Annotated in this window: 19 protein-coding genes, 2 tRNA genes and 1 pseudogene; 7 read left to right on the top strand and 15 right to left on the bottom strand. The window is 69.6% G+C overall.

The window, feature by feature from the left end:
• Positions 1-2 precede the first annotated feature (2 nt).
• The 5 genes from mreC to folC form a co-directional block, all read right to left on the bottom strand.
• Positions 3-950: a rod shape-determining protein MreC gene (gene mreC / locus AC3IX6_RS25310; protein ID WP_489364864.1), complete on the bottom strand. Its 948-nt coding sequence runs from the start codon at positions 948-950 to the stop codon at positions 3-5.
• A 206-nt stretch (positions 951-1,156) separates the two neighbouring features.
• Entirely contained in the window at positions 1,157-2,176 is a 1,020-nt protein-coding gene (locus AC3IX6_RS25305) for a rod shape-determining protein (protein ID WP_069923827.1), read from the bottom strand.
• A 296-nt stretch (positions 2,177-2,472) separates the two neighbouring features.
• Positions 2,473-2,883, bottom strand: coding sequence for a nucleoside-diphosphate kinase (gene ndk, locus AC3IX6_RS25300; protein WP_327306765.1), 411 nt, complete (start codon positions 2,881-2,883; stop codon positions 2,473-2,475).
• A 105-nt stretch (positions 2,884-2,988) separates the two neighbouring features.
• Entirely contained in the window at positions 2,989-3,348 is a 360-nt protein-coding gene (locus AC3IX6_RS25295) for a DUF4233 domain-containing protein (protein ID WP_489364862.1), read from the bottom strand.
• A 3-nt stretch (positions 3,349-3,351) separates the two neighbouring features.
• The gene (gene folC / locus AC3IX6_RS25290; RefSeq protein ID WP_489364860.1) at positions 3,352-4,866 is read right to left on the bottom strand and encodes a bifunctional tetrahydrofolate synthase/dihydrofolate synthase; all 1,515 of its coding nucleotides are present in this window, start codon (positions 4,864-4,866) and stop codon (positions 3,352-3,354) included.
• Positions 4,867-4,984: 118 nt separating this feature from the next.
• Between folC and AC3IX6_RS25285 the strand changes: the two genes are divergently transcribed.
• Both AC3IX6_RS25285 and AC3IX6_RS25280 read left to right on the top strand, forming a co-directional pair.
• Entirely contained in the window at positions 4,985-6,034 is a 1,050-nt protein-coding gene (locus AC3IX6_RS25285; protein ID WP_489364858.1) for a rod shape-determining protein, read from the top strand.
• A gap of 56 nt (positions 6,035-6,090) precedes the next feature.
• Positions 6,091-7,028 (top strand): annotated as a pseudogene (locus tag AC3IX6_RS25280) (IS5 family transposase).
• Positions 7,029-7,068: 40 nt separating this feature from the next.
• Here AC3IX6_RS25280 and AC3IX6_RS25275 read toward each other — a convergent pair.
• Entirely contained in the window at positions 7,069-8,220 is a 1,152-nt protein-coding gene (locus tag AC3IX6_RS25275) for a sensor histidine kinase (protein WP_489364856.1), read from the bottom strand.
• A gap of 152 nt (positions 8,221-8,372) precedes the next feature.
• On the opposite strand from AC3IX6_RS25275, the gene AC3IX6_RS25270 reads away from it, so the two are divergent.
• Positions 8,373-8,990, top strand: a complete 618-nt coding sequence (locus tag AC3IX6_RS25270; protein ID WP_489364854.1) for a vitamin K epoxide reductase family protein — start codon at positions 8,373-8,375, stop codon at positions 8,988-8,990.
• A 109-nt stretch (positions 8,991-9,099) separates the two neighbouring features.
• Here AC3IX6_RS25270 and AC3IX6_RS25265 read toward each other — a convergent pair whose 3' ends face one another.
• Positions 9,100-11,721: a valine--tRNA ligase gene (locus AC3IX6_RS25265; protein ID WP_489364852.1), complete on the bottom strand. Its 2,622-nt coding sequence runs from the start codon at positions 11,719-11,721 to the stop codon at positions 9,100-9,102.
• A gap of 127 nt (positions 11,722-11,848) precedes the next feature.
• Between AC3IX6_RS25265 and AC3IX6_RS25260 the strand changes: the two genes are divergently transcribed.
• Positions 11,849-12,823, top strand: coding sequence for a hypothetical protein (locus tag AC3IX6_RS25260; protein WP_489364850.1), 975 nt, complete (start codon positions 11,849-11,851; stop codon positions 12,821-12,823).
• A 101-nt stretch (positions 12,824-12,924) separates the two neighbouring features.
• Entirely contained in the window at positions 12,925-14,010 is a 1,086-nt protein-coding gene (locus tag AC3IX6_RS25255) for an IS630 family transposase (RefSeq protein WP_489364848.1), read from the top strand.
• A 79-nt stretch (positions 14,011-14,089) separates the two neighbouring features.
• On the opposite strand, the gene clpX is transcribed toward AC3IX6_RS25255, so the two are convergent.
• The 5 genes from clpX to AC3IX6_RS25230 all read right to left on the bottom strand — a co-directional run bounded on the left by clpX (position 14,090) and on the right by AC3IX6_RS25230 (position 18,918).
• Complete coding sequence (gene clpX, locus AC3IX6_RS25250; protein WP_250739478.1) at positions 14,090-15,376, bottom strand: ATP-dependent Clp protease ATP-binding subunit ClpX; 1,287 nt, start codon at positions 15,374-15,376, stop codon at positions 14,090-14,092.
• A 153-nt stretch (positions 15,377-15,529) separates the two neighbouring features.
• Positions 15,530-16,180: an ATP-dependent Clp protease proteolytic subunit gene (locus AC3IX6_RS25245; protein WP_243334852.1), complete on the bottom strand. Its 651-nt coding sequence runs from the start codon at positions 16,178-16,180 to the stop codon at positions 15,530-15,532.
• A gap of 107 nt (positions 16,181-16,287) precedes the next feature.
• Positions 16,288-16,905, bottom strand: coding sequence for an ATP-dependent Clp protease proteolytic subunit (locus AC3IX6_RS25240; protein ID WP_250739480.1), 618 nt, complete (start codon positions 16,903-16,905; stop codon positions 16,288-16,290).
• A gap of 353 nt (positions 16,906-17,258) precedes the next feature.
• Complete coding sequence (gene tig / locus AC3IX6_RS25235) at positions 17,259-18,653, bottom strand: trigger factor (RefSeq protein WP_489364845.1); 1,395 nt, start codon at positions 18,651-18,653, stop codon at positions 17,259-17,261.
• Between the two features lie 188 nt (positions 18,654-18,841).
• Positions 18,842-18,918, bottom strand: a tRNA-Pro gene (locus AC3IX6_RS25230).
• Between the two features lie 178 nt (positions 18,919-19,096).
• Here AC3IX6_RS25230 and AC3IX6_RS25225 point away from each other — a divergent pair.
• Positions 19,097-19,167 (top strand) — tRNA-Gly (locus AC3IX6_RS25225).
• Between the two features lie 394 nt (positions 19,168-19,561).
• Entirely contained in the window at positions 19,562-19,759 is a 198-nt protein-coding gene (locus AC3IX6_RS25220) for a hypothetical protein (protein WP_489364843.1), read from the top strand.
• An 832-nt stretch (positions 19,760-20,591) separates the two neighbouring features.
• Here AC3IX6_RS25220 and AC3IX6_RS25215 read toward each other — a convergent pair.
• The 3 genes from AC3IX6_RS25215 to AC3IX6_RS25205 all read right to left on the bottom strand — a co-directional run bounded on the left by AC3IX6_RS25215 (position 20,592) and on the right by AC3IX6_RS25205 (position 22,760).
• Entirely contained in the window at positions 20,592-20,786 is a 195-nt protein-coding gene (locus AC3IX6_RS25215; protein ID WP_250739483.1) for a hypothetical protein, read from the bottom strand.
• A 130-nt stretch (positions 20,787-20,916) separates the two neighbouring features.
• The gene (locus AC3IX6_RS25210) at positions 20,917-21,372 is read right to left on the bottom strand and encodes an HD domain-containing protein (protein ID WP_489364841.1); all 456 of its coding nucleotides are present in this window, start codon (positions 21,370-21,372) and stop codon (positions 20,917-20,919) included.
• Positions 21,369-22,760 carry a pyridoxal phosphate-dependent decarboxylase family protein gene (locus AC3IX6_RS25205; protein ID WP_489364839.1) on the bottom strand — a complete coding sequence of 464 codons (1,392 nt, stop codon included), beginning with the start codon at positions 22,758-22,760 and terminating at the stop codon, positions 21,369-21,371. The genes AC3IX6_RS25210 and AC3IX6_RS25205 overlap by 4 nt, the downstream gene beginning before the upstream one ends.
• Positions 22,761-23,046 lie beyond the last annotated feature (286 nt).

Below are 23,046 nucleotides of genomic sequence, written 5' to 3'. Positions count from 1 at the left end.
TCCTAGTCCTCGGCCGGCTTGCCGGACGCGGACGCGCCGGGCGACGGGGTGACCGTGACGGTGACCGTCGGGGTGGGCTTGGGCGCCTCGGGCTTGGGCGGCAGGACCGCGTCGCGCGGGTCCTCGCGCGGCGGCATGACCACGACGCCGACGATGTCCAGGCGGGAGAAGCCCACGAACGGGCGGACCCAGATGGTGCGGGTGAGGTCGCCGCGCGAGGGGTCGACCTTGATCACCTCGCCGATCGGGACGCCGGGCACGAAGGGCTTGTTGCCGCGCGAGCCGAAGGTGACGAGCCGGTCGCCGGTGTTGATCTTGGCCTTGCCGTTGAGCATCTGCACGGAGAGCTCCCGGTCGCCCTGGCCGGTGGCGAAGCCGAGTTCGCCGGTCTTCTCCAGGCGGGTGCCGACGGTGAAGTCGGGGTCGTTGGCGAGGACCACGGTGGCGGTGTCGGGGCCGACGGTGGCCACGCGGCCGACGAGTCCGTCCCCGTTCAGGACGGTCATGTCGCGCTCGATGCCGTCCTTGCTGCCCGCGTCGATGGTCACCGTCCAGGAGAAGCCCTGGGCCGCTCCTATGGCGATGACCTCGGCGCCCTTGATGCCGTACTGGCCCGCGCCCGCCCGCTTGAGCATCTCGTCGAGCTCGCGGATCCGACTGCGGGTCTGGTCGTCGCTGCCCAGCTTGGCCTTGAGCGCCGCGTTCTCCCGCTCCAGCGTCGCGATGCGGTTGTGCCGCTCGCCGGAGTCCCGTACCGCCCCTATGGCGTTGGCGACCGGGTCGACCCCTCTCGCCACGCCCTTCTCGACCGGCCCGAAGACCGCTGCGGCGGCCTGTCGGGCACCGTCGACCGGAGACTCCTCGCCCGTCCTGATGTCCACCGTGATCAAAGCGAACGCGATGGCGATCAGAAGCACCAGGAGCAGCCGGCTTTCTCGTGTGTCCCTCACGTGCGGCGGCCGTGCCTTCCTCATAGATACCGTGCGGCGAAGCCGCTCCAGTGGAGCCGGTGCTCGCACCGGGCGTGCGGCGAAGCCGCTCCAGTGGAGCCGGGGCTCGCACCGGACCTTGCCTGTATATCAACGATCCGCCGCACGGGCCCGGTAGCACCCGTACGGCGGATCATTTGTGTTCCACCGCCACGCGGCGGGCCGGATCAGCGTCGCGGCTGGGCGTCCAGGACCTGCTGGAGCGCCTCGAACTCCTCTACGCACTTGCCGGATCCGAGCGCGACGGAGTCGAGCGGGTCCTCGGCGATGTGGATCGGCATGCCCGTCTCGCGGCGCAGCCGCTCGTCGAGGCCGCGGAGCAGGGCGCCGCCTCCGGTCAGGACGATGCCGCGGTCCATGATGTCGCCGGAGAGCTCCGGCGGGCACTTGTCGAGGGTGGTCTTGACGGCGTCGACGATGGCGTTGACCGGCTCCTCGATCGCCTTGCGCACCTCGGCGGCCGAGATGACGACGGTCTTGGGCAGGCCCGAGACCAGGTCGCGGCCGCGGATCTCGGTGTGCTCGTCCTTGTCGAGGTCGTAGGCCGACCCGATGGTGATCTTGATCTGCTCGGCGGTGCGCTCACCGAGGAGGAGCGAGTACTCCTTCTTGATGTGCTGGATGATCGCGTTGTCGAGCTCGTCGCCGGCCACCCGGATGGACTGTGCCGTGACGATTCCGCCGAGGGAGATGACGGCCACCTCGGTGGTGCCGCCACCGATGTCCACGACCATGTTGCCGGTGGCCTCGTGGACGGGCAGGCCCGCGCCGATGGCGGCGGCCATCGGCTCTTCGATGATGTGCACCTGGCGGGCACCGGCCTGCGTGGACGCCTCGATGACGGCGCGGCGCTCCACTCCCGTGATGCCGGAGGGCACGCAGACCACCACGCGCGGGCGGGCCAGGTAACGGCGCTTGTGGATCTTGAGGATGAAGTACCGGAGCATCCGCTCGGTGATCTCGAAGTCGGCGATGACGCCGTCCTTGAGGGGCCGCACGGCGACGATGTTGCCGGGCGTGCGCCCGATCATCTTCTTGGCTTCGGAGCCGACCGCCAGGATGCCACCGGTGTTCGTGTTGATGGCGACCACGGACGGCTCGTTCAGGACGATTCCCCGGCCCCTCACGTACACCAGCGTGTTGGCGGTCCCGAGGTCGATCGCCATGTCACGGCCGATGAACGACATGTTGTTCCCCTTGTTCCCCATGAGGAGCGTCTGGCCTTCCAGTTGATAGCGGCTGCTGTCAGGTCGGCGAGGTGGGTGTGTGGGTGGAGGCCCCATCGTAGTGCCGCAAGTACAGGCACCGCGCGACAGGACTCCGGCAAGCCCGCCGGAACGGATACCCGCCCCCATAGTGGTGACGTCGTGTCCTGTCGATGCGTTCCCGAATATGCCCGGTAATACCGGAGGGCGACCGAAATTACTTCGGTCGCCCCAGGTCATGAGCGCTATTCGGCTGATGTTGCGTCAGAAAAGAGTGATCACAGCGCCGGGAAGAACAGCTTCAGCTCCCGCTCCGCGGACTCCTCGGAGTCCGAGGCGTGGATCAGGTTCTCCCGGGTGACGGTACCGAAGTCACCCCGGATGGAGCCGGGCGCGGCGGCAATCGGGTCAGTGGGTCCGGCCAACTGGCGGACACCCTCGATGACGCGTTCCCCTTCGACGACCAGGGCCACGACCGGGCCGCTCGCCATGAAGCCCATGAGGGGCTCGTAGAAGGGCTTGCCCTTGTGCTCTCCGTAGTGCGCTTCCAGGGTCTCCTGGTCCAGCGTGCGCAGCTCCAGTGCGGGAATGGTCCAGCCGGCCTTCCGCTCGATGCGGCCGACGATCTCGCCGATCAGGCCTCGACGGACGGCGTCGGGCTTGAGGAGGACGAGCGTGCGCTGGGTCATATGGGTAACTCCTTGCGGCATACGGGTGCGGTCCGACGAGGCTACAGGGGCCCGGGCCCCCGCCGTACGGGGCCTTCCCGGGCCCCGCTGCGGCTCCTCCGCCGGCTACGCCTCGGTCGGGGCGGCGGCCTGGGCCTCCGCCTGGGCGGCCCAGCGGGCCTTGATCACGTCGATGCGGCGGCCGTAGCGGATCGAGCACCACCACAGACCGGCGAACACCACGCCCAGGATGAACATCATCGGCACGACGAACCCGCTCAGCACGAGCCCGATCTGCAGGGCCCAGCCGATCTGGACGGCCCCGGGGCGCGAGAGCATCCCGCACAGCAGGACCGACACCAGCATCGCGATCCCGCAGACCGTCCAGACCGTGACCTGGCTCAGATCGCCCTTCATCGCGACCAGCCCGGCGAAGCCGATCACGAAGAACTCGGCGATCAGCGTCGAAGCACACAGCGTGCGCATCCCTCAGCCCCTCTTCAGCAGCAGGCGGGCCTCGCCCACCGTGATGACGGACCCGGTCACCAGGACCCCGGCCCCTCCGTACTCCGCCTCTTCCTCCGCCAGCGTGATCGCCGCCTCCAGGGCGTCGTCCAGCCGCGGTTCCACCTGCACCCGGTCGGCGCCGAAGACCTCGACCGCGACGGCCGCCAGTTCATCGGCGGAGCTCGCCCGGTGGCTGGTGTTCTCCGTGATCACGACCTCCGCGAAGATCGGCTCGAAGGCCTCCAGGATCCCGCGCGCGTCCTTGCCCTCGCTCGCGCCCACGACCCCGACCAGCCGGCTGAAGCCGAAGGCCTCGGTCACCGCTTCCGCCGTGACCCGCGCCCCGGCCGGGTTGTGCGCCGCGTCCAGGACCACCGTCGGGCTGCGCCGCACGACCTCCATGCGGCCGGGCGAGGTCACCGAGGCGAAGGCCTTCCGCACGGTCTCCACGTCCAGCACCCGCGCGTGGTCGGCGCCGATCCCGAAGAAGGCCTCGACCGCCGCCAGCGCCACCGCCGCGTTGTGCGCCATGTGGGCGCCGTGCAGCGGCAGGAAGATGCCGTCGTACTCGCCGCCCAGCCCGCGCAGCGTCAGCTGCTGCCCGCCCACCGCGACCTCGCGGGTGACGACGCCGAACTCCATGCCCTCGCGGGCCACGGTCGCATCGACCTCCACGGCCTTCTTCAGCAGCACCTGCGCCGCGTCCACCGGCTGCTGCGCCAGGATCACGGTGGCGCCCTGCTTGATGACGCCGCCCTTCTCCTGCGCGATCTCGCCGGTGGTGGAGCCGAGCCGGTCCGTGTGGTCCAGGCTGATCGGGGTGACCACGGCGACCGCGCCGTCGATCACGTTGGTGGCGTCCCAGGTGCCGCCCATGCCCACCTCGATCACGGCCGCGTCGACGGGCGCGTCCGCGAAGGCCGCGTAGGCCATGCCGGTGAGGACCTCGAAGAACGACAGCCGGATCTCCTCGGCCGCGTCCACCATGTCCACGTACGGTTTGATGTCGTGGTACGTCTCGACGAACCGCTCGGCGGTGATCGGCGCCCCGTCCAGGCTGATCCGCTCGGTGATCGACTGCACGTGCGGGCTGGTGTAGCGGCCGGTGCGCAGCTCGAAGGCGTTCAGCAGGGCCTCGATCATGCGCGAGGTGCTCGTCTTGCCGTTGGTGCCGGTGACGTGGATCGAGGGGTACGCGCGCTGCGGCTCGCCCAGGACGTCCATCAGCGCGGCGATCCGCGTGACGGACGGCTCCATCTTGGTCTCGCCCCAGCGGCCGGCCAGCTCCTGCTCCACCTCCTGCAGCGCCTTGGCCACCTCGGGGTCGGCGGGCTCTTCGGGTACCGGGTCGCCCTGGGGCGGACCGGCCTGCGTGCGCAGGGTGCGGCTGCCCGCCTCGATCACCGCCAGGTCGGGGTCGCGGTCGGACTCTTCCGCCACGATCTGGTCGAACGCGTCGAAGCTGTCATCGTGGCTCTCGGGCTGCTGCTCACTCACGGGACCCAGTCTACGGACGAGGGCCGGGAGGACTTTCGGCCCGGTCGGATCGGGACCTTCGGCGGCGAGAGCGACCGGATCGTTATGCAAGCCTTGCGGACAGGAGATTGGGGAGCAAATGCCGCAGGCCAGCACGAACAAGACAGGTTCCAGCCGCGACATAGGGATAGACCTGGGAACCGCCAACACCCTCGTCTACGCACGGGGGCACGGCATCGTCCTCAATGAGCCGTCCGTGGTGGCCGTCAAGGCGGGCACCACCACCGCACTGGCCGTGGGTACCGAGGCCAAGGAGACCATCGGCCGCACACCCGGCTCCATCACCGCGATCCGCCCCCTCAAGGACGGCGTGATCTGCGACTACGAGGCCGCCGAGGAGATGATCCGGCACTTCGTCCGCAAGGCCGTCCCCGGCCGCCGGGTCCGCACCCGCATGGTGATCTGCGTACCGTCCGGGGTCACCCCGGTGGAACGGCGGGCCATCATCCACGCCTCCACCCGGGCCGGCGCCAAAACCGTGCACCTGATCGAGGAACCCATGGCCGCGGCGATCGGTGCCGGGCTCCCGGTGTCCGAACCGCGCGGCTCGATGGTCGTCGACATCGGCGGCGGCACCTCCGAGGTCGCGGTCATCTCGCTGGGCGGCATCGTGACCTCCCAGTCGCTGCGGGTCGGCGGCGACCGGCTGGACGCCGCGATCACCGACTGGGTCCGCAAGGAGCACTCCCTGCTCATCGGCGACCGCACCGCCGAGGACGTCAAGATCGCCATCGGCTCGGCGTGGCCGGTGCCGGACCGGCCGGAGCTGGAGACGGCCACCTTCACGGTCCGGGGCCGCGAGAAGGTCGGCGGCATGCCCCAGACGCTGCGGCTCGACGCGCGCGACGTACGGGCCGCCCTCGACGAGCCGATCGAGGCGATCATCGCGGCGGTCCGCGCCACCCTGGAGGAGTGCCCGCCCGAGCTGTCCGGGGACGTCATGGAACACGGCATCGTCCTGACCGGCGGCGGCGCGCTGCTGCCCGGCCTGGACCTGCGGATGGCCTCCTCGACGGGGATCCCGGTCTTCGTCGCGGACGACCCGCTGGACTGCGTGGCCCTGGGCTCGGGGCGCTGTGTGGAGGACATGGACGCGCTCAGCAGCCTGCTGGCGCCGGCCCGGGCCTAGGTTCTGTTTCCTGGATCTCCTGACGTGATCATGCTGTGGGGTTCAGGCTGGTCGGCATGGTGGGGCGGGGAGATCTGACGACTGCGGAGTGGGAGCGGCTGGAGCCGTTCCTGCCTCGTGGCGGGGCGCGTGGTGGCCGGTGGAGCGAGCACCGGAAGGTCATCAACGGGGTGTTGTTCCGGGTGCGGACCGGTGTGCCGTGGCGGGATCTGCCGGAGCGGTTCGGGCCGTGGGAGACGGTCTACAAACGGCATCGCCGCTGGTCGGCCGATGGAACGTGGCAGTTGCTGCTGACGCGGGTGCAGGCCGCGGAGAACTCCGCGGGCAGGATCGACTGGGACGTGTCGGTGGACTCCACCACGGCACGTGCCCACCAGCATGCGGCTGGCGCGAGGAAGGTGGCCCCGCCGCCGATTGCTCCCCAAAAGGGGGCCAACAGCGGGGCAAACCAGGGCGATCCGGTGCTGCGGAGGCTGTCTGCCCGCCTGGCGGAGGTGGTGCGGCAGGCGAGTGCTTAGGGCGCTCGCGGGGCGGCTTCACCACGAAGATCCACCTGTCCGCTGACGGCCGGTGTCGCCCGCTGTCGCTGATCCTCACGGCCGGGCAGTGCGGGGACAGCCCGCAGTTCGAGGCGGTGCTGGAGAAGATCTTGGTGCCCTGCACTGGGCCGGGGCGGCCCCGAACCCGGCCCGACAGCGTCAGCGCCGACAAGGCGTACAGCTCCCGGAGCAACCGCCGCTATCTGCGGAAACTCAAGATCCGGCACACCATTCCCGAGCCCAAGGACCAGCGGGCCAACCGCCGCAGGCGCGGCTCGGCCGGCGGACGCCCGACCGGGTTCGACAAGGACCGGTATAAGAAACGGAATGTCGTCGAGCGGGCGATCAACCGCCTCAAGAACTTCCGGGCAGTCGCCACCCGCTACGACAAACGCGCCTACGTCTACCTCGGAACCGTCACCATCGCAGCCCTGACGATCTGGCTCCGCACCTGATCCAGGAAACAGAACCTAGAGCCCGTAGGCGGGAGGGCCCTCAGCCCTTCGGGAGGGTCGCGAGGACCTCGTACGCGTCCTGCGTGCGCGTCGCCGTCAGGGTTCCGCCCAGGCTGCGCACGCGCTCGGACATGCTCGCCGTGCCCGAGCCCGCCGAGACGGGGGCCCGGGTCGGGTTGCGCTGCGCCAGCCCGTTGCGGACGGCGATCCGCAGCTGCGGCCCGTCCGCCGCGATGGACACCTCGATGGTCTCGCCGCGGGCGTGCTTCGCGGCGTTGGTCAGGCATTCCTGCACCACCCGGTAGACCGCCGCCTGGCGCAGCGGCGACAGCCCGTGCACGTCCGGATCCAGGTCGAGCCGTACGGGGGAACCCGCGCGCCCGCTCTCCTCCGCGAGCGCCGCCAGCCCTTCCGCGCCCGGGGTGGCCGCCCGCTCCCCGCGCTGCACGATGATCTCGTTGAGCACCAGGTGGGCCCGGCGGGCGGTGTCGGCGAGCTCCTCGAAGTCCTTCGCGTACGCCGTCTCGCGCGAGCGCATCGACAGCACCTCGGAGCGGACCGTCAGCAGGGTCAGCTCGCGCCCGACGAAGTCGTGGACGTCACGGGCGACGGAGGTCCGCTCCTGCTGGACGGCCTGCAGGACGGCGGACTCGGCGCGCCGGGTGTCGAGCTCGCGCACGAGGTCGTGGCGGTAGGCGGCGATGCCCACGGCCGAGGCGAGGACCCCGATGGGCACGACCAGGCTGAGGAAGGAGCTGAGGGTCTCCGCCCGGGACATCGGCCAGCCCGGCACGCACCAGAACAGGCACACCGCGAAGACGAGGTAGCCGAGGGTGGCGAGGACCCCGGCCCGGCGCCCGCGGAAGCGGCCCACCGAGTACAGCGCGAACTGGATCAGGGTCAGCTCGTGCAGCCAGCCGATGAAGAGCAGTGCGGCGAGGTACGAGACCCAGGGCAGCCGGCGCCGCACCAGCAGGGTGGAGCAGCCGAGGGCCAGGACGACCGCCGCGGCGGGCCCGCTCAGGGAGTTGTCGGCGGCCGCCAGGCCCGGCAGGTCGAGCGCCATCAGGCCCAGGCAGCTGAGGGCCGCGAGCAGGTCCATCGCGCGCGGCGACCCGGCCCAGCCCTGCGCGAGCCGGCGGCCGAAGGCCAGGAGCCGGTGGGGCGCCGAGGGGGCGGGCGTGACGTGCATGCCCTCCATCATCCGTGCTCGGCACCCCCGGATCCGGGCCGCCCGGACCCGAGAACGCGTGATTTAGGGCACTTCGGACAGGCCGGAGGTCCCGGCGCCCGGAGGCCTTCCTCTCTACCCGGGACCGCCGGGACGCCCGTAGCGTCGGGAGAATGAGCACCCACAGGGGATTGACCGCCCATCGGGGAACGACCGCCCCTCGGGGAACGACCGCCCACCAGGGAACGGCCACCCCCCGGGGCACCGCCCTGCTCCTGCTGATCGGCGGCCTCGTCGGCACCCTGGCCTCCGGCGTCCTCACCTACGACCGCATCCGCACCCTGGAGGACCCGCTCTTCACCCCGGGCTGCAACGTCAGCGCGGTGCTGAGCTGCGGCGACGTGATGACCACCTGGCAGGGCAACCTCCTCGGCTTCCCCAACATGCTGCTCGGCCTCGCCGGCTTCGCGGCCCTCGCCGGACTGGGCACGGCCCTGGTCGCCGGGGCGCTGCTCCCCCGGTGGCTGTGGCGCGGGCTGTGGGCCGGGATCGCGGCCGGGTTCGCCTTCACGGTGTGGCTGATCAGCCAGTGCCTGTACGTGATCGGCGCGCTGTGCCCGTGGTGCATGGTCGTCTGGGCGGTGATGATCCCGCTGTTCTGGTACGTCACCCGCCACCTGGCCCCGGCCGGCTCCCGGCTGCGGGCGATCCCCCACTGGCTGGTGCCGCTGGCCGCGTACGGCGTGGTCGCGGCGCTCATCCTGACGCGGTTCGGCGCACAGCTGCTGTGATGCCCGGCCCCTCGCGGGGAAGGGATAGCCCGAAGGCCCCCACGTCGACCGACGGCGTGGGGGCCTTCGCTTGCGTTCGCTTGCCTTCGCTTGCGTTCCAGGGGCGGTGTCAGCCCTGGGGCAGGGCTTCCAGCTGGGCCTTGAGGCGGACGATGTCGTCCTCGGCCTTGGTGAGGCGGCCCTTGATCTTGTCCACGACGTTGTCGGGGGCCTTGGCGATGAACGCCTCGTTCCCGAGCTTCGCCTCGGCCTGCTGCTTCTCCTTCTCGGCGGCGGCCAGGTCCTTGCTCAGCCGCTTGCGCTCCGCCGGGATGTCGATGGTCCCCGACAGGTCGAGCGCGACCGTGGCACCGCCGACGGGCAGCGTCGCGGTGGCGCTGAAGGCGTCGCCCTCCGGCTGGAGGCGCAGCACCTGGCGGATGGCGGCCTCGTGGGCGGCCAGCGCCGTGGCGGACAGGTCCAGGCGGGCCGGAACCTTCTGCTTGTCGTCGAGGCCCTGCTCCTTGCGGAACCGGCGGACCTCGCGGACCAGGCTCTGGACGCCCTCGATCTCGGCCTCGGCGGCCGCGTCGCGGAAGCCACTGTCCTTGGGCCAGTCGGCGATCACGAGGGACTCGCCGCCGGTCAGCGTGGTCCACAGGGTCTCGGTGACGAAGGGGACCACCGGGTGGAGCAGGCGCAGCATGACGTCGAGGACCTCGCCGAGGACCCGGGCGGAGGCCTTGGCCGGCTCGCCGCCCGCGAAGAAGGTGGTCTTCGAGAGCTCGACGTACCAGTCGAAGACCTCGTCCCACGCGAAGTGGTAGAGGGCGTCGCTGAGCTTCGAGAACTGGAAGTCGTCGTAGAAGGCGTCGACCTGCGCGACCGTCGCGTTCAGCCGGGACAGGATCCAGCGGTCGGTCGCCGACATCTCCTCGGCCGACGGCAGGTCGCCCTCGATCGTGGCGCCGTTCATCATCGCGAAGCGCGTGGCGTTCCAGATCTTGTTGGCGAACTTGCTGGAGGCCTGGACCCAGTCCTCGCCGATCGGCACGTCGGTACCGGGGTTGGCGCCCTTGGCCAGGGTGAAGCGGACGGCGTCGGAGCCGTACTTGTCCATCCAGTCCAGCGGGTCGACGACGTTGCCGGCGGACTTCGACATCTTCTTGCCGCGCTCGTCGCGGACCAGACCGGTCAGCGCGATCGTCTTGAAGGGTGCCTCGCCGTCCATCGCGTACAGGCCGAACATCATCATCCGGGCGACCCAGAAGAAGATGATGTCGTGGCCGGTGAGCAGGACGTCGGTGGAGTAGAACTTCTCCAGGTCCGGGGTCTTCTCCGGCCAGCCCAGGGTGGAGAAGGGCCACAGGCCGGAGGAGAACCAGGTGTCGAGGACGTCGGTGTCCTGGACCCAGCCCTCGCCGGTCGGCGCCTCGTCGTCGGGTCCGACGCAGACCACCTCGCCGGCCGGGCCGTACCAGATCGGGATGCGGTGGCCCCACCACAGCTGGCGCGAGATGCACCAGTCGTTGAGGTTGTCGACCCAGTCGAAGTAGCGCTTCGACATGTCCTCGGGGTGGATCGAGACCCGGCCGTCGCGGACGGCGTCGCCCGCGGCCTTGGCCAGCGTCTCGACCTTGACCCACCACTGGAGGGACAGGCGGGGCTCGACGGTGGTGGAGCAGCGCGAGCAGTGCCCCACGGAGTGCATGTACGGACGCTTCTCGGCGACGATCCGGCCCTGCTCGCGCAGGGCGCCGACGACCGCGGAGCGGGCCTCGAAGCGGTCCAGGCCGAGGAAGGGGCCGTGGACGGTGATGACACCGCGCTCGTCCATGATCGTCATGTTGGGCAGGCCGTGGCGCTGCCCGATGGCGAAGTCGTTCGGGTCGTGCGCCGGGGTCACCTTGACGCAGCCGGTGCCGAACTCCGGGTCGACGTGGGTGTCCGCGACGACCGGGATGGAGCGGTCGGTGAGCGGCAGCTTGATGAGCTTGCCCACCAGGTGCTTGTAGCGCTCGTCGTCCGGGTGGACGGCGATGGCCGTGTCACCGAGCATCGTCTCGGCGCGCGTGGTCGCGACGACGAGCGTGTCGTCGCCCTCGCCGTACTTGATCGAGACGAGTTCGCCCGCGTCCTCCTGGTACTCCACCTCGATGTCGGAGATGGCCGTCAGGCAGCGGGGGCACCAGTTGATGATGCGCTCGGCGCGGTAGATGAGCTCGTCGTCGTAGAGCTTCTTGAAGATCGTCTGGACGGCCTTGGAGAGGCCCTCGTCCATGGTGAAGCGCTCACGGGACCAGTCGACGCCGTCGCCGAGACGGCGCATCTGGCCGAGGATCTTGCCGCCGTACTCTTCCTTCCACTGCCAGACCCGCTCGACGAACTCCTCGCGGCCCAGGTCGTGGCGGGACTTGCCCTCCTCGGCGAGCTGCTGCTCGACCTTGTTCTGGGTGGCGATGCCGGCGTGGTCCATGCCGGGCAGCCACAGGGACTCGAAGCCCTGCATGCGCTTGCGGCGGGTCAGGGCGTCCATCAGCGTGTGCTGGAAGGCATGGCCCAGGTGCAGGGAGCCGGTGACGTTCGGCGGCGGGATGACGATGGTGTACGCGGGCTTCTCGCTCGCCGGATCGGCCGTGAAGTACCCACGCTCTACCCAGCGCTCGTAGAGCTTCCCCTCTACATCGGCCGGCGCGTACGAAGTCGGCAGTTCGGAGTAGGGGCTGCTGGGTGTCTGCGTGTTCTCGGTCACGGGGCACAGTTTAGAGCGGTAACAGTCCAGTCATGAAACCGGCTTTCCCAGGACCCGGCGCCCTGAGCGCCTCCGGCTTCCGCCAGGATGTGTGGGACGCATAAACAACCTCATGGGGGGACGCGGGATGAGCTACAACCAGCCGGGACCGTACGGAGGCCAGCAGCCGCAGCAGCCGGGGCCCTACGGACAGCAGCCGCAGCAGCCGGGCCCGTACGGGCAGCAGCCGCAGCAGCCGGGGCCCTACGGACAGCAGCCCGGGTACGGGTACCCGCAGCAGGCCCCCCAGGGTGTTCCGCAGCAGGGCTACCCGCAGCAGCAGCCCGGCTTCCCCCAGCAGCAGCAAGCTCCGTACGGCGGCTACCAGCAGCAGCCCCCGTACGGCGGGATGCCCCCGCAGCAGCCGAAGAAGTCGAAGGCCGGCGTGATCATCGGCGTGGTCGTGGCGGTGGCCGTGATCGGCGGCGGCGCCTTCTACTTCCTGGGCTCGGGCGCCGGCAACGGTGAGGTATCGGCCTCCACCAAGGGCTACAAGATCGTCCCGCCGGCGTCGGTGAACGACTTCAAGAAGCCCGCCAAGGCCGGCCCCGAGAAGAAGATGGACGACAAGGAGAAGAAGGAGGTCGAGGCGATCGGGATCAAGAACCCGGTCAAGGTCACCCAGGACTACGAGATCTCCGACAAGGCCAAGCCGCTGGAGACCAAGCAGCTCAGCTTCTCCTCGTTCTCCGGCGAGATCGCGGACCCCGCGAAGACCCTCGACGGCGCGTTCGCGATGTTCAAGGCCTCCAGCACGGAGGAGAAGGACAAGGACGCCGACGTCCAGTTCATCGGCTCCCCCGAGACCTTCAAGCCGGCCGGGTTCAGCGGCGCGCTGATGAAGTGCCAGGAGATGAAGATCGTCTCCAAGAAGCCCTCCACGAACCCGCTGGAGCCCAAGGAAATCACCTTCCCGGTGTGCATCTGGACCGACTACAGCACCATGGGCCTGACCACCACGATCGACATCGCCAAGATCATGACCGGCGGCAAGGGCTACACCCTGGCCCAGACCGCCGAGCTGGACGCGAAGCTCTACAACACGGCGCGCGCCAAGAACTAGTGATCCGGTTTTGAGGTCTGGGCTCGCCTCGTGAGTCGTGTTCTGTTTCAGATCTTGGGGTTCGCCTGACGTGACTGGCTTGCGGCCGGTGTCCTGGACGGATGGGTGATACCAGGCTGCCGCCGGTCGTGCTGTCGGATGCCGAGCGGCTGACGTTGGAGGACTGGGCCAGGCGGCGTTCGACCGCGCAGGGCCTGGCCCAGCGTGCTCAGATCGTGCTGGCGTGCGCGCGAGGGTGGAACAACACCGTCGTGGCCGCGCGGCTGGGCATCGAGCGCAAGACAGCGGCGAGATGGCGGTCCCGGTTCCTGCGGGACCGGCTGGACGGGCTCGCGGACGAGCCCCGGCCGGGAGTGCCGCGGACCATCACCGACGCCCAAGTGGAAGAAGTGGTGGTCCGCACTCTGGAGGAGACCCCCGCAGGCGGGACGCACTGGTCGAAGCGGGAGCTTGCCAAGGTCGTGGGGATCTCCCCGGCGAGCGTGCTGAGGATCTGGCACGCCTTCGGCCTGCAGCCGTGGCGGACCGAGACCTTCAAGATCTCCCCGGACCCGTTCCTGATCGACAAGATCCGTGACGTCGTCGGTCTCTACCTCGCCCCGCCGGCCAACGCGGCGGTGTTCGCGGTGGACGAGAAACCGCAGATCCAGGCCCTGGAACGGACCGCGCCGGTGCTGCCGATGCTGCCAGGGGTGCCTGAGCGGAGGAGTTTCGACTACGTCCGGCACGGGACCGTCGATCTGTTCGCCGCGTTGAACACGGCGACGGGCAAGGTGATCACGAAGCTGTCCGCGCAGCATCGGGCCGTGGACTTCCGGGACTTCCTCGACGAGATCGACTGCCAGACCGATCCCGGTCTGGCGGTCCACGTGATCTGCGACAACCTCTCCGCTCACAAGGCGCCAGTGGTACGCAAGTGGCTGCTGGCGCATCCGCGCTTCCACCTGCACTTCACGCCTACGTACTCGTCGTGGATCAACCAGGTCGAGCGGTGGTTCGCCGAGCTGGAACGACGCTGCCTCGCGCGCGGAGTGTTCTGTTCCCTCGACGACCTCAAGGCCGGACTTGAGAGGTGGATCAAGGTCTGGAACGACGAGGCCCGACCCTTCAAGTGGACCAAAACCGCCGACCAGATCCTCGACCGCATCTGCCGCTACTGCGACAGGATCTCCAAACCGGATCACTAGCCGTTCGCACCCGCCACATGAGGAAGGGCGCCCCCGACCGGGGGCGCCCTTCCTCATGTCTGCCGCGTACGGGCGACCGCTACGCCGACTTCTCGTGCGGGCCCTGGTCCTTCGGGACGATCCGCGGGACCAGCGTCGGGTTGACGTTGGAGCGGACCACGTCCGAGGTGATGACCACGCGGGCCACGTCCTTGCGGGACGGGACCTCGTACATCACCGACATCAGGACCTCTTCCATGATGGCGCGCAGGCCGCGCGCGCCGGTCTGGCGGAGGATCGCCTGGTCGGCGATGGCCTCGAGGGCCTCGCGCTCGAAGTCCAGCTCGACGCCGTCGAGTTCGAACAGCCGCTGGTACTGCTTCACCAGGGCGTTGCGCGGCTCGATGAGGATCTGGAGCAGGGCCTCGCGGTCCAGGTTGTGGACCGAGGTGATGACGGGCAGCCGGCCGATGAACTCGGGGATCATCCCGAACTTCACCAGGTCCTCCGGCATGACCTCCTGGAACTGGTTGCTCGCCTCGATCTCGCGCTTCGAGCGGATGGTCGCCCCGAAGCCGATCCCCTTGGCGCCGGCGCGGGATTCGATGATCCGCTCCAGGCCGGAGAAGGCGCCGCCCACGATGAACAGCACGTTCGTCGTGTCGATCTGGATGAATTCCTGGTGCGGGTGCTTGCGGCCGCCCTGCGGCGGTACGGAAGCGGTGGTGCCTTCCAGGATCTTCAGGAGGGCCTGCTGCACGCCCTCGCCGCTCACGTCGCGCGTGATCGACGGGTTCTCGCTCTTGCGGGCGACCTTGTCGATCTCGTCGATGTAGATGATCCCGGTTTCGGCCTTCTTGACGTCGTAGTCGGCCGCCTGGATCAGCTTGAGCAGGATGTTCTCGACGTCCTCGCCGACGTACCCGGCCTCCGTCAGCGCCGTCGCGTCCGCGATGGCGAACGGAACGTTGAGCATCCGGGCGAGCGTCTGGGCCAGCAGCGTCTTGCCCGAGCCCGTGGGGCCGAGCAGGAGGATGTTGGACTTCGCGAGCTCGATCGCGTCGTCACGGCCCGTCCCGCCGCCGTTCTCGCCGGCCTGGACGCGCTTGTAGTGGTTGTACACCGCGACGGAGAGCGCCTTCTTCGCCGGCTCCTGGCCGACGACGTAGCTCTCCAGGAACTCGTAGATCTCACGGGGCTTGGGAAGTTCTTCCCAGCGAACCTCGGAGGTCTCCGCGAGTTCCTCTTCGATGATCTCGTTGCAGAGGTCGATGCACTCGTCGCAGATGTACACACCGGGTCCCGCGATGAGCTTCTTCACCTGCTTCTGGCTCTTTCCGCAGAACGAGCACTTGAGCAGGTCGCCGCCGTCACCGATGCGTGCCACGAGGTGCTTCCCCTTCGCCTGGGAGACGCCTGGTTCAGCGCTCCTGGTGCCTCATATCCGACGGTACCTTGCCGGGGGCCCCGTGCGGGGCCCCCTTGACGTGGTTCACATCGCGCAATCCGGCGATGTGCCCGCGCCAACTGGCGGCAAGGATCAGTTCGAAGTCTTACGGGTCGCCACGACCTGGTCGATCAGGCCGTACGCCAGCGCGTCCTGGGCCGTGAGGATCTTGTCGCGCTCGATGTCGTCGCGGATCTTCTCGATCGGGGTCGAGGAGTGCGTGGCCAGCATGTTCTCCAGCTGGTCGCGCATGCGCAGGATCTCGTTGGCCGCGATCTCCAGGTCGGAGAGCTGCTCACGGCCGGTACCGCCCGAGGGCTGGTGGATCAGCACGCGGGCGTTCGGCAGCGCCATGCGCTTGCCGGGCGCACCGGCGGCGAGCAGGACCGCGGCGGCGGAGGCTGCCTGGCCCATGCAGACCGTCGAGATGTCCGGCTTCACGAACTGCATCGTGTCGTAGATCGCCGTCAGCGCGGTGAAGGAGCCGCCGGGGCTGTTGATGTACAGGTAGATGTCGCGGTCCGGGTCCATCGACTCCAGGCACAGCAGCTGCGCCATGACGTCGTTGGCGGAGGCGTCGTCGATCTGCACGCCGAGGAAGATGATGCGCTCTTCGAAGAGCTTCGCGTACGGGTCGTACTCGCGGACGCCCTGCGAGGTGCGCTCCACGAAGCGCGGCACGACGTAGCGGTTGTCCACCGGCGCGCCGGTGTAGAGGCCGCTCGCGGGAGAAAGGTTGTTCATGTGCATCTGGGTGTTCACCGTCCTGGTGGCGTTCTGCGGGCTGAGGCTTGCCTGGTGCGGGCGGGCGTACGAGCTCCCGTACGGGAACCCGTGCGCCGGGGCCGGGATCAGGCCCCGGTGCCGCCGCCGCCCGGGACCAGCGACGCGGCGGAGATGATCTCGTCGATGAGGCCGTAGGCCTTGGCCTCTTCCGCCGTGTACCAGCGGTCGCGGTCGCCGTCGCGGATGATCGTCTCCACGGTCTGGCCGGAGTGGTGCGCGGTGATCTCAGCCATGCGCTGCTTCGTGCGCAGCAGGTACTGGGCCTGGATCTTGATGTCCGAGGCGGTGCCGCCGATGCCGGCGGAACCCTGGTGCATCAGGATGTCGGTGTTCGGGAGCGCGAAGCGCTTGCCCGGGGTACCGCCGGTGAGCAGGAACTGGCCCATGGAGGCCGCCATGCCCATACCGATGGTGACCACGTCGTTCGGGATGTACTGCATGGTGTCGTAGACCGCCATGCCGGCCGTCACCGAGCCACCGGGGCTGTTGATGTACAGGTAGATGTCCTTCTCCGGCTCGGCGGCCAGGAGCAGGAGCTGCGCAGTGATCTTGTTGGCGATGTCGTCGTCGACCTGCTGGCCGAGGAAGATGATGCGCTCGCCGAGCAGCCGGTTGTAGACATGGTCGCCGAGGCCGCCACCGATGGACGGCTCACCCGCGGCGTAAGGCTTCAGATTCGTCACGTATCCACCTGCTCGTCTCCGACGGCCATGTGCCGTCTCAGCGTCTCGTTCTGGGGCGCGGACCTGCCGTGCGGACGATGTCCGCCGGCGTCGGGTACTCCCGTGCCCTCGTATTCATGGACCCTAACGCGCAGCTACGACAACGCCATCCCGCTTCCCGAACTGTTCGCTCGGAGCGCAAGGTCAGAGGCCCCTCACGGAGGGTCCGCCGGAGGGCGTCCCGAAGACGTCCCGAGGACGTCCGGAGGGCGCCCGGAGGTCGTCCCCCGGGGAGGCCGAAGGGCCCGGACGCGATGGCGTACGGGCCCTCCGGGCCGTGCTCTGGTACTGCTCAGCGGGGGTGACCCCAGGTGTTACTTGGCCTCGTCGGCAGCGATCTCGCCGTCGGCCTCGACCACGTTCTCGACGGTCTCGGCGGCCTGCTCGAGCTCGTCCTCGTCGTCGGAGAGGTCGACGACCTCACCGTTGGTGTCGGTGACCTTGGCGGCCTCGACGACGGCCGCGAGGGCCTTGCCGCGGGCGACCTCGCCGACGAGCATCGGAACCTGGCCACCCTCGACGACCGCCTGGGCGAACTGGTCGGGGGACATGCCGGAGGAGGCGGCGCGACGCATGAGGTGCTCGGTGAGCTCCTCCTGGTTCACGTTCAGCTTCTCCTTGTTGACCAGCTCGTCGAGGACGAACTGGGTCTTGATGCCCTTGATCGCCTGCTCGGCGGTCTCGGCGTCGAACTCCTCGACCGTCTTGCCCTGGATCTCCAGGTACTTCTCGATGGTGAGGCCCATCTGGCCGAGCTGGTGGTGCTCGAGGTTGTGCTTGCGGGTCTGGACCTCGTCCGCGAGGAGCTTCTCGGGGATCGGGACCTCGACGAGCTCCAGCAGCTTCTCCAGGACGCGCTCCTGGGCCTGCGTGGCCTGGTCGTACTGCTTCATGTTCTCGAGGCGCTTGCGGCTGTCGGCCTTGAGCTCTTCGAGGGTGTCGAACTCGCTCGCCATGCCGGCGAACTCGTCGTCCAGCTCCGGCAGCTCACGGGCGGAAACCTTGGTGACCTTGACGGTGACCTCGGCGTCCTTGCCCTCGGCGGAGCCGCCCCGCAGCTGGGAGCTGAAGGTGGCCTCTCCACCGGCCTCCAGGCCCTTGACGGCCTCGTCGATGCCTTCGAGAAGCTCACCCGAGCCGATGGTGTAGGAGACGTCCTGGGCGACACCGTCCTCCAGCACCTCGCCGTCGACCTTGGCCTCGAGGTCGATGGTGACGACGTCGCCGTCCTCCGCCGCGCGCTCGACGTCCTTGGTGGACGCGAAGCGGCCGCGCAGCTGCTCGACCGACTTCTCGACGTCCTCGTCCGAGACCTCGACGGCGTCGACGGTGACCTCGATGCCGGAGTAGTCCGGGATCTCGATCGCGGGACGGATGTCGACCTCGGCGGTGAAGGCCAGCAGCTCGCCGTCCTTCAGCTCCGTGATGTCGACGTCGGGCTGGCCCAGCGGGTTCAGGTCGGCCTCGTTGACGGCCTCGGTGTAGAACTTCGGGAGGGCGTCGTTGACGGCCTCCTCCAGCACCGCACCGCGGCCGAAGCGCTGGTCGATGACGCGGGCCGGGATCTTGCCCTTGCGGAAGCCCTTCACCGTGACCTGCTGGTTGATCTTCTTGTAGGCCGCGTCGAGGCTGTCCTTGAGCTCCTCGAAGGGCACCTCAACAGTGAGCCGAACCCGAGTCGGGTTCAGGGTCTCCACGGCGCTCTTCACGGTTCGGTCTCCTTGTGGCTGACTGCTGGGGGTCTCTGCTCATCGCCGCGGTCTAGCGGTTCTCAGCGGATCGGGCCCGGTACATCAGACACACGGGCACGCAGCTTGCATAGTAGCCGCAAGCGGCAATCAGCCCACAACGCGATCATCGACGCGGTCCCGGAGAGGGGATCGCGTGATCCTCCTACTGGTCGGGGTGGCCGGATTCGAACCGACGACCTTCCGCTCCCAAAGCGGACGCGCTACCAAGCTGCGCCACACCCCGTCGGTGCGACACGTAGGGTACATGCCCGAAGACCCTCCGCCGTGCGGAGTTTCGGCGAAAGCGCCACCCACCCACCGCCGCGGCCACACGCGGGCGCGAAATGCGGTGTGCGATCCCCCTCAGGAACCCGCTAGGATGCTGTCCGTGCCGCGGTCCCCGGATCTGCGGCGCACGTGCTGCGGGTGTAGCTCAATGGTAGAGCACTAGTCTTCCAAACTAGCTACGCGGGTTCGATTCCCGTCACCCGCTCAGAGACGCAAAGGGCCAGGTCAGAGGATGTTTCCTCGACCTGGCCCTTCGTCGTTCCCGGGGCTTCGATCAGCCCGCCGCGCCCCCTGCGTGCCCCTTCCGCTGTGGATCTTCCTTCGTGCCCTTGGCGGTCGCCTTCCACCCCTTCTTGACGAGCCCGCTCAGCGCATCGGCGATCAGCCGATCCCGATCGGCGCCGGCGTACTGATAGCGCCGGCCGAAATCGCCGCGCGTCCCGGGATTCAGAGCACGGGTCCCTACGAGCCGCCAGAGGCGCGTTGCACCGAAGCCGCTCCACCCGGCTCGACTGCTCGGCATACTCGTGCAGCGCGATCGCGCTGCACAGGGGCGGCCGAAGCGACGACGAATGGGACCGGCCGGTTGGGGCCTTGTCGTGGAACGCGACTACCCGGAGAGCAAGCTCATGATCTCCGCCCTGGTCCACTGCCTCGGCGCGAACGATGCCGGGCCCGGCTTCTACGTACTCGCACAGCATCTCGGACTGCTCCCCAAGGGCTCCCCCGCGATGGCGAAGCTTGAGTTTCGGATTGGGCAGGTCAACTGCCTCCACGAGCGCAACGCCCGCTCATAGTTGGACCCGAGAGAGGGCGACCTCACGACAAGTCCACGGACCAGCAGGTCAGCGGCTTGGCCGATCAAAACCAATGCGGGTATGCGATCTTCTGCCAAGCACTCAGCGCCGCGCGGGCGGTGCTGTGGCCCACGCGCGCCATCAACTGCCCTCCGCTGGTGTCCGTTTGGGCCAGGTCCACGCCCCGCCGATCGAGGGCGATCAGCTCGCCAGACCCGGCCCGAGGAATCCGGCCGCGAGGACGAGGGCCCGGCCGAACTGGCGGCGCGTTCCGGCCATCAGGCAGTTACTCCCGCCTGGCCGATGGTGCCCGACCTTGCGTTGGAAACCTGGCCCGCACCTACCCAGCCGCTCACATAGTCGATGTTTACGACCCGCACCGAAGACATGTGCCGGACATTCGCCATGTAATGCGAATAGCACTGCTTCTTGGAGCCTGAAAACTCCCACCCGTAGCACCACTGGCCTCGACCGACCTGCTGACAGCCGCCTCCCAGCGGCCGGGCAGAGCCTGCCGTCTTGGGGATTTCAATTTTCACCACACCCCGCTCGGAGGGGTTGCCCAGTTCCGCCGGCGGCTTAACGCCGTCTCCGCGCTTGTGGATGACGGGCTGCCCGGCCTTGAGGGTGGTGACGTCGAGAACGCGGGCACTGGCGGTGGCGTTGCCCTGTCCAGGTTTACGGGCAACGTTGGTGACCGTTATCGCCCGACTTGGGCCACGTGGGGGCGAGGGGGGCCGCACGGCGCGGTGATGCCCCGACCGGGGTCATCGAGGGCGGGGTGCGAGGAGTCCCCCGCATGCCTCGCCCTCGGTGTGGTGCCGGACCTGGATCAGAGTTTGATGCCGGCGATGGTGTCAGCGAGGGAGTTCAGGAAGCGGTTGACGTCCGGGGCGATGGAGCTCGACGCGAGGAAGAAGCCGAAGAGGACCGCGACGATCGCGGGGCCGGCCTTGAGGTGGCCTCCGCGGACGAGCACCACGAGGATGATCGCCAACAGGACTACCACTGATAGCGAAATGGCCACTTCTGATCACACCTTCGGTCGTCCCCTGGTCGGCCCGGGGCACGGCCGCGCGCACCCCCACATGGTCCATCCTCCCACCAACGCGCCCCGGCTATCCGTCTCGTGGCGAAGAGACAGTGATGCTTTTGCGTCAGGAGGTGCCGAGGCCTAGGAGGGAGCGGACATAGGCGTACTTCACGGACAGTCTGTCGCGGGTGGGGGCGTCGAGGACCGCGAGGCGGGCGGGGTCCGCGTTGTGGGCCAGGTCGGCTTCCTTGACCAGGAGGGCGCCGGGGGTCGCGAGGATGCGGGCCGTGTACGCCTCGACCGGTTCGCCGGGGCGTTTGGTGACGGCCAGGACCATGTCCTTGACGGACTGCGGGAGTCCGGCCGATTCCAGCCAGGCCGGGGTGAGGGCCTCGTCCTCGATCGCGTCGTGGAGCCAGGCCGCCGCCTGCTGTTCGGCGGTGCCGCCGCGGGCGCGGACGCCCTCGGCGACGGCGGCGAGGTGTTCGGCGTACGGCCGGCCCGCCTTGTCGGTCTGGCCCTCGTGCGCGGCGCGGGCGAGGGACTCCACCTCGATGAGGGTGAGCGGGCCGTTGGTCATCCGAGCTCCTTCGCCGCCGTGTGGAGGGCCTGCGCGATCCGGCGTACGTCTGCCGGTGTGGTGCGCCAGTTGGAGAACGCGGCGCGCAGGGCGGGGGTTCCCGCGTACGTCGTGGGGGTGACGAACACCTCGGGTCCGGCGGCTTCGCGCAGGGCCGTGAGGCGGGCCGGGGTGGGGGAATGGGTGAGGGTGAAGCAGACGACGTTCAGGCGGACGGGGGCCAGGACGGTGAAGTGCGGGTCCTGGGCGAGGAGTTCGCCGAGGGAGCGGGCGCAGGCGATGTCCCGTTCCACGATCTCGCGGTGGCCCTCGCGGCCGTAGGCGCGCAGCGTGAACCAGGCGGCGAGGGCGCGCAGCCGGTGGGAGTTCTCCGGGGTGAGGTGCACCAGGTCGGGGTCCTCGGACAGGGGGCCGAGGTAGGTGGCGGCGTTCTGGAAGACGCGGGCCTGGAGGTCGCGGCGGCGGGTGAACTGGACGGCGCTGTCGTAGGGGACGTTGAGCCACTTGTGCAGGTCGACGCAGATCGAGTCGGAGGCGTCGAGGGCTTCGGTGAGATGGGCGTGGGCCGGGGAGAGCGCGGCGAAGGCGCCGAAGGCGGCGTCCGTGTGCAGCCAGAACTCGTGGCGTTCGCGGAGGGCGGCGATGGCGCGGAGGTCGTCGAAGTCCACGGTGTTGACGGTGCCGGCGTTCGCCACGACGACCGCGGGGCGGCCGGGCTCGGCCGCGAGGACGCGGTCCAGGGCGGCCGGGTCGACGGCCTCGCGGCCGGGCAGGGTCGGTACGGGGACCAGGGCGGCGCGGCCGAGTCCGAGGACGGAGAGGGCCTTGGCGATGGAGGAGTGCGGGGCGCCGGACAGGACGCGGACCGGGCCGAGCGCGGCCGCGCCGTCCTCGGCCGGGGAGACGCCCAGGCGTTCGCCGAGCCATTCGCGGGCGATGGCCAGGCCGGTGGTGTTGGACATGGTCGCGCCGCTGACGAAGGTGCCGGTGTGGGCGGCGGAGAGGTGGAAGAGCTCGCGGAGCCAGGTGACGGTCTCCCGTTCGAGGTCCTGGCCTCCGCCGTCCAGGGCGGAGTTGGAGTTCTGGTCGTGGGCCGCGGTGAGCCAGTCGCCCGCGAGGGCGGCGGGGGTGGCGCCGCCGGTGACGAAGCCGAGGTAGCGGGGGCCGGCGGAGGCCGACAGGCGCGGTGCCCAGCGCTCCGCGAAGGCCGCCAGGGCGGCTTCGGTGCCGGTGCCGTGTTCGGGGAGCGGCGGGGTCGGCTCCGGCGGGACCCTCGTCGGTACGACGGGGCGCGCGTCCAGTGCCGCGAGGGTCGCGGCGGCGGCGTCGCGGGTGGCGTCGAGGAGCTCGGGGAGGCGGGCCAGGTCGGCGGCGAGGGTGCGGTCCATGGGGGAACGGTAGGGGTCGCCGGGCCGCGGCGGGCGGGCCAATCCGGAGGGAGTGGTCGGGGCGGGGGCGCTGCGCCGGCGGGGTCGGCTGTGCGGTGCCGGTGCCGGTGTCCGGGGCGGGGCGCCGCCGCCGGGGACCGGGGCGGGGGCGGGGGCGGGGCGGTGATTGGGCCGCCGCCCGGGCTGCCGCCTGCTGCCGCCTGCCGCCTGCCGCCTGCCGCCGCCCGGGCTGCCGCCTGCCGCCGCCGGGGACACCTGTGGCGTCTCGCGGGGCGGAACGGGTACA

This window comes from Streptomyces sp. GL_141 (assembly GCF_057834385.1).
Note: the sequence above shows the minus strand (reverse complement) of the source record. Positions and strands in the feature narration are given on the sequence as shown.